The organism is Bacillus cereus group sp. BfR-BA-01382, assembly GCF_022663475.1.
Taxonomy (GTDB): Bacteria; Bacillota; Bacilli; order Bacillales; family Bacillaceae_G; genus Bacillus_A; species Bacillus_A thuringiensis_S.
In genome coordinates this window covers 1-5,608 of record NZ_JAKUFQ010000174.1, presented here as the reverse complement: position 1 = coordinate 5,608, position 5,608 = coordinate 1, and the positions used below count along the sequence as shown (strand labels likewise).

The window sequence follows — 5,608 nt, the reverse complement described above, 5'->3', positions numbered from 1 at the left end:
TATTTGAAACTATTAATATGACCTAGGTAATATTATAGTAATTAAATAAAAAGACATACTTTTAGTATGTCTTTTTGTTTTCAATCAACATTTTCGGTATGCCTACAAGAGGGATAACCTGTGCAACCTATGAACTGCCCTTTAGAAAGGCTGTTTGTTTTAATAATTAAAACTTTAGAGCACTTGGGGCAAGTCATTCGTTTATCTTTAAGTTGGATTTTCGCCTCTGTAGTATCAAAGAATAACAAATTTTGTTTAATGTTTTTAGAAGGTTCGGGTTGCCATACTGAAGTGATGTTAAATTTTTCACAGTAATCATATATTTCTTTACCAAACCATCTACGGGTTTTCTGGAGGTTCAATTTACTAACGTTACGTACTTTATTTCTTCGCCAGTGATCGAAATATACTCTATCACCTTTTCCTTTTTCGTCGTATTTTGTATCGTTTGTTTTTGCGGTTCTTGCGTTTTTGAGTAATAAATCAGTAGGGGCTTCTTTGAAAATATTTAAAGATAAGTTTAAAAGATGTTTTTGTAATTCTTCGAAAAATGGGTATGTTTTGGAATCACCTTTTTTATCGATTGTACAAACGTAATCTTTTACTTGTTGAAAGATATCCTTAGGAATATAAATGTCTACGTTATCATTTTCGTTACTTTCAAGAACCCAGCTAGCATTTGTATTCTTACAAGTAATTAAGATACTTCTTGGAATAGGTAAATATATACCTGTGAAGAGACCACTATTATATTCGAAATTGAAAAGAGCACTTTGGGCAGTTTCATTTTTACAAAATTCATCTAAATGCTGAAATACTTTAGTAAATATCATAACGGTAAATCTCCTCTCATTCTTAAAGGGTTATGTAATGATAATAAAATTTCTTCTGTCACTAAAAACAGCAAAGGTAACCCTAAAGGTTACCTTTTTATCTTATCATATTTATTGAAGGGTTCCAAGATAAAAGTAACCATAGGGTTACTTTTATGAGGATTCCTATTATAATAGGTGTATGAAAAATTTAAAATTAGCAAGGAAACTATTAGGATTCACCCAAAAATCCCTTGGGGAAGCGCTTGGCGTTTCTAGTCAAATGGTGAAAAATTGGGAGTTGGGTATGAAAAATCCAAGACTTGAGAATTTGATTTCCATTGCAGACATACTTACGAAAGAAGCCCGAGAAATTATTGAAAAGGAGTGGTTGGAAGTACCCAGGGAAAAAATCAGTATTGATTATTTACTCGGCAGAAGTATGGATGAAGGAACTTCAGTATTATTAACTCGTATTTGGGGGCTTTCGACTTATTATAGTTACAGGAATTTTGGAACTGCAATTTATTATTTACCGGACTCTCCTTCAAATAATAATGAGGAAGTATTAAACCAAGTATTAAAAAAAGGTTTGATCGACTCTCCTGATGAACTTGTTCAGTACAGCAGAACGCCACACTTTTACTATGACCCATATTCAATTGGTGATTATAGCTATGGTGGCTCAATCTTTGTAGAAATTACAGATTTATTTTGGGAAAATGAATAAAGAATAACAGTTATTCTGATAATTGGAGTAGCTGTTTTTCTTTATTTAATGTAATTAAGTAATTCATAATCTTTGGCATCAGGTGTGATAAAATTAGTATTGCTATTTTAAATTTAAATTGGGAATAGACTCTTATACATAATACGAGATTAATTAAGAAAATTGCTTTTTAAACTAGATGGTCATTTAATACAATAAACAGCAACAGAAGTTGTTAAGTTTGAAAATTTATATCGTGGTGATTCTAAAGCTTAGGTAACAGAGGGGGAATGAACAATTAACCCAAGCATTGGAGGATATTATGATGAACTAATATCCAATTTTATAGAAAGCACTTAATACATGGGTATGTATGAGTCAAGATTTTTCTTTTGATAAATAAATGTACGAAGCAAGGGAGAAAGTTCTGATGGATGAAGCCAAAAAGTTTGCTCATGTTCATAACGAGGGGGAAAAGTAAGGGTTTTAAGAATGAGCTTAGCAAGAAAAATGGCATACACAATATTGCGTTTCATGCTCCGAACAAAGTAAAAGAATCCAACTATAAAAGAAGGATTCTTTCACCAGGTATTCGTTGGCAAATGACTTTATCTAAGGAATTGAGTCTAGACCACTCAATTCCTTTTTTATGTTATAAAAAAGAAGGTCATTTGTCAAAATCATTTGTTATAGAAACAAATGATTTTTTAGAACTTACACAGAACACTTTCAGAACGTATTTAATTTGTTTGCCCTTTACCTCTTAGTAAAACGAAACCCTAAGATATAATAACATAAAATATAAAGTTTTTGTCTCACAAAAATCTATTGATTTTGTATGAAGTTTTTATATACTAAAAGTGAGTTTCCGACTGTAATGAGGCGGCACTTTTATAGTAATACCAATCTGTTGTATGTACGGAAAAAGAGATCGGATATTCCGATCTCTTTTTCGCGTAAGGGTTAAAGATTAGGTGCTACTCCAACTCATATTCATTTTATGTTTAATAATAAGAAAATTCAATCTTATTATTTATTTCTCAATATATTTCATTTGTTTTTATATTATAATATGGTTAATTCTTTTTATTTATCTCTATATATCTGTATCTTCCTGTTATGAATCCTTAAGCCGAGGATTCATTTTTTTATGGTACTCTTATACTTTTCCATTACTTCATATATTAAAAGATCTAACTTTTGACTGAAATCAATTACTTTTTGATGGGAAAATCCATATTCCATTACAAGGTAAATTAATTCTTTTTTTGTACTTCTATTTGATTATATAAAAGCCGCATTTTCATTCCTTTTTTAAACTCCTTTACATATATGTATATATTTCATAATATACGAACCTATAAAAAAATAAACAAAAAAACAAGACTAAAACTAGCCTTGTTTTAAAATGATAATGACTAACTCTTATATGTAGCGTACATGATATATATCAATTTTTTGAAGTGGAATTTATTTGAAAAAGGATGAAAATATTATAGATGTAAGATTATATTTTTTGTAAAGAAACGGTTGAGATAGCTTTTTTATAAAGAAACAGTTGCTTTTCATTGCTTAAAATTAATACTGAAAATTTATCGACAGCAATAATTTTTCCAGGTACTCTAACACCGTTTAGTAGAAAAATTGTTACTTCTTTCTTTTCTTCCATTAATTTGTTATAAAAATTTTCTTGTGTATATATCATTTAGATGGTTGCAACTCCTTCCCTTTTTTAGAACTGTTCATAGCATCTAAGAATACATATTCTTTTACTGTTAGTTCAACCGTTGGGCAATATTCAACCTTCGATAATTCGTGAAATAGAGAAAGATTTTTGTGTAGTTTTTGAATCATTTCATCTAGAGTGATGTCTCCTACACCATACTCGATTACTGGATTTAAAAATACGTCTATATCCATTAAACTTGGTTCAATTTGGGAAACAATTTCTTGTACTTTTGGCAAAATAATTGTTTCATAACGTTGTTTGAATAGTTCTAAGTCTTCTGGTGCGGGTTCATTTTCACATAGCTTTTTGAAAGATAGTACACGAATATCATTTTGTAATGAATCAATACGCTCATTATAAAAAGCCTTGTCGAACCCTTCTTTGTCAGCAACATCATAATGAAGTTCTGTTTGTGATCTACGCTTTTTCTTATAAGAATCCATGAGGATTTTCTCTTTTGCATTAAACATCATGATAAAAACAGTACGCTCTAAATTCATGACTTGGTTTGCTACACTTAATGTTTCATCTAATACTTTTGTGCGTTCTTCTTCACTTAACTTTTTTATAGAGGATGGAACAAGGTTTTTGACATTCTCAAATGACTCTGAATTTGTAATGTGTTGAAGAGAAAATTGAGCAACCTCTGGTAAACAAGGATCAGTTGTTTTGTCTAAGAGTAACAAATCTTTAATCGTTCGCACTGTATTTTTGATCTCTTTTTGAGCTTGTCGAACTTTTTCTATGCTTCTTTCTATGTATTCTGGTTGTTTAAGACGATTGAAAATGTATTCTCTTCTTTCTTCAAAATGTTGCTGTAGAAGTGACATTGTTGTTCCCTCCTATATTTTCTGAATTAATTTAAAATTCCTCTTATATTGTATCATCAAAGTTTATGAATTGGAGACGATAGTAAAGTTTATTTGCAAGACAAGGTTTGAAATTGAATATCAGACAATCAGTAATACATATGCTTTACCAAAGCAATTACCAAAGTAGATATCAACCTTATAATCAAAGGAACTAGCATGGTAGCACTATCAAAAGAATTACTCGATTAGCACATGTCTTTAGGGGATTTTGAGTTTTGTTTATAGTAGGAGGAACGTAATGAGAAAAAGGAGGCGTAGAAGTTCATCAAACAAAATTTTGTGTGGGTAGGATGTACTTAATCAAAATGCAATGAGTACAACGGATACAACAGATTTTATATATAGGTTGATTAGTTGGTATGTTACAGAACCATTAGACAGCACAAGAAATAAGAAAGTTACCAGATGAATTTTTCGGTGTCATAAACAATGTACCTTTCGATATATTTGAAGTTATCAAAAATACCTCTCATATGGTGTTAGATTGTATATGCTTTGTATTGTACTGGATACCCAATTTGTTAACATATTCTTTTCTTAGGAGGGAAAACATGTTGAATCGAAAAGAAACAATTTCTTTTCAAGCCTTTATGGATCAATCTTATAAGAAGAAAAAACAAACAAAAATATATAGTATTGGTCCTATTAGTCCGTTCGCATTTTTTCATATGTCATCACCGCTTGTTCATACTTATGTAGCTCTGGGAATAGTAGGTGGCCTTACAATTGGATCTGTTTTGTTGGAAAAATACTTAGTACGAAATGATGATGTTTTTGCATCCAAACTTCTTTCTAATGGCCTGTATTACGGTGTAAGAATTGGAGGTATAGGCTTTATTGGCTATGTATTTATTCGTATTTTAATCATGTTGTAAGGAGGTTGGAAAATGAAGGGATGGTTAATAAAGAAGAGATACAAATACCAGCTAGAAGAGGTATTTAAGAAAGCGAAGCTATACGATGAGCACATTACACGAGGTGGAAAGGTCCCCATTTATCCTACGATTCATGATGTTTACGAAGGGAAAGAAAGTGTACGGTACACTTTTACATTGCCAAATGGTGTTGATCCAGCTCAAATTCATAAGAAATGGTTTTGTTTTCAACAAATACTAGGCGAAAATCTGATGATGGAAGGCAATATTAAAAAGTTCGTACTCCATGTATTTCATTCTAATACGAGCTTACAGCCTTACGATTACAGTTATAAACAATGGCAACCATTATTGAAACAATATCGTCTTCCTGTGGTAGTAGGGCGGGATCAATTCGGAAATACGATTGTGTATGATATGGTTAATTCAAATACACCTCATTTACTAATTGCGGGAGAAACAGGAAGCGGAAAAAGTAGTATGGTGCGCGTAATTTTAGCCACATTAATCCAACATATGTCACCAGAGCATTTACATTTGTACCTGGGAGACTTAAAAAATTCAGAGTTTCATTTTTTAAGAAGAGTGAGGCATGTGAAGTATGTTTGCAT

7 protein-coding genes and 3 pseudogenes are annotated in these 5,608 nt (G+C 31.1%); 6 read left to right on the top strand and 4 right to left on the bottom strand.

Annotation, left to right across the window (positions count from 1 at the left end; translation table 11 throughout):
* Positions 1–80: 80 nt before the first annotated feature.
* A complete protein-coding gene (locus MR160_RS32485) occupies positions 81–833 on the bottom strand; it encodes a topoisomerase DNA-binding C4 zinc finger domain-containing protein (RefSeq protein WP_242299100.1) in 753 nt (250 codons plus the stop codon).
* A 181-nt stretch (positions 834–1,014) separates the two neighbouring features.
* Between MR160_RS32485 and MR160_RS32480 the strand changes: the two genes are divergently transcribed.
* The 3 genes and pseudogenes from MR160_RS32480 (at position 1,015) to MR160_RS32470 (ending at position 2,288) form a co-directional block, all read left to right on the top strand.
* Positions 1,015–1,542, top strand: a complete 528-nt coding sequence (locus MR160_RS32480; protein ID WP_242299099.1) for a helix-turn-helix domain-containing protein — start codon at positions 1,015–1,017, stop codon at positions 1,540–1,542.
* Positions 1,543–1,810: 268 nt separating this feature from the next.
* A pseudogene (locus tag MR160_RS32475) lies at positions 1,811–1,999 on the top strand (Rpn family recombination-promoting nuclease/putative transposase); the annotation flags it as partial.
* Positions 1,956–2,288 (top strand): hypothetical protein, encoded by a 333-nt coding sequence (locus MR160_RS32470; protein ID WP_242299102.1) that lies wholly within the window; start codon positions 1,956–1,958, stop codon positions 2,286–2,288. The pseudogene MR160_RS32475 and the gene MR160_RS32470, both read left to right, overlap by 44 nt.
* A gap of 373 nt (positions 2,289–2,661) precedes the next feature.
* On the opposite strand, the pseudogene MR160_RS32465 reads toward MR160_RS32470, so the two are convergent.
* The 3 genes and pseudogenes from MR160_RS32465 to MR160_RS32455 form a co-directional block, all read right to left on the bottom strand.
* Positions 2,662–2,828: pseudogene (locus MR160_RS32465) on the bottom strand (Spo0E family sporulation regulatory protein-aspartic acid phosphatase).
* 200 nt (positions 2,829–3,028) lie between these two features.
* Positions 3,029–3,226 carry an RNA chaperone Hfq gene (gene hfq / locus MR160_RS32460; RefSeq protein WP_242299098.1) on the bottom strand — a complete coding sequence of 66 codons (198 nt, stop codon included), beginning with the start codon at positions 3,224–3,226 and terminating at the stop codon, positions 3,029–3,031.
* Complete coding sequence (locus tag MR160_RS32455; protein WP_242299097.1) at positions 3,223–4,080, bottom strand: hypothetical protein; 858 nt, start codon at positions 4,078–4,080, stop codon at positions 3,223–3,225. The genes hfq and MR160_RS32455 overlap by 4 nt, the downstream gene beginning before the upstream one ends.
* 301 nt (positions 4,081–4,381) lie before the next feature.
* Here MR160_RS32455 and MR160_RS32450 point away from each other — a divergent pair.
* The 3 genes and pseudogenes from MR160_RS32450 to MR160_RS32440 form a co-directional block, all read left to right on the top strand.
* Positions 4,382–4,658: pseudogene (locus MR160_RS32450) on the top strand (hypothetical protein); the annotation flags it as partial.
* A gap of 15 nt (positions 4,659–4,673) precedes the next feature.
* Positions 4,674–4,997 (top strand): hypothetical protein, encoded by a 324-nt coding sequence (locus MR160_RS32445; protein WP_242299101.1) that lies wholly within the window; start codon positions 4,674–4,676, stop codon positions 4,995–4,997.
* 12 nt (positions 4,998–5,009) lie between these two features.
* Positions 5,010–5,608, top strand: a 599-nt coding sequence (locus tag MR160_RS32440; RefSeq protein WP_242299096.1) for an FtsK/SpoIIIE domain-containing protein, incomplete at its 3' end; no start/stop codon positions are given.

Excerpts from the sequence above, each read along its gene's own strand:
- MR160_RS32485 (WP_242299100.1), bottom strand. The coding sequence starts at position 833 with ATGATATTTACTAAAGTATTTCAGCATTTAGATGAATTTTGTAAAAAT.
- MR160_RS32480 (WP_242299099.1), top strand. The coding sequence starts at position 1,015 with ATGAAAAATTTAAAATTAGCAAGGAAACTATTAGGATTCACCCAAAAA.
- MR160_RS32470 (WP_242299102.1), top strand. The coding sequence starts at position 1,956 with ATGAAGCCAAAAAGTTTGCTCATGTTCATAACGAGGGGGAAAAGTAAG.
- hfq (WP_242299098.1), bottom strand. The coding sequence starts at position 3,226 with ATGATATATACACAAGAAAATTTTTATAACAAATTAATGGAAGAAAAG.
- MR160_RS32455 (WP_242299097.1), bottom strand. The coding sequence starts at position 4,080 with ATGTCACTTCTACAGCAACATTTTGAAGAAAGAAGAGAATACATTTTC.
- MR160_RS32445 (WP_242299101.1), top strand. The coding sequence starts at position 4,674 with ATGTTGAATCGAAAAGAAACAATTTCTTTTCAAGCCTTTATGGATCAA.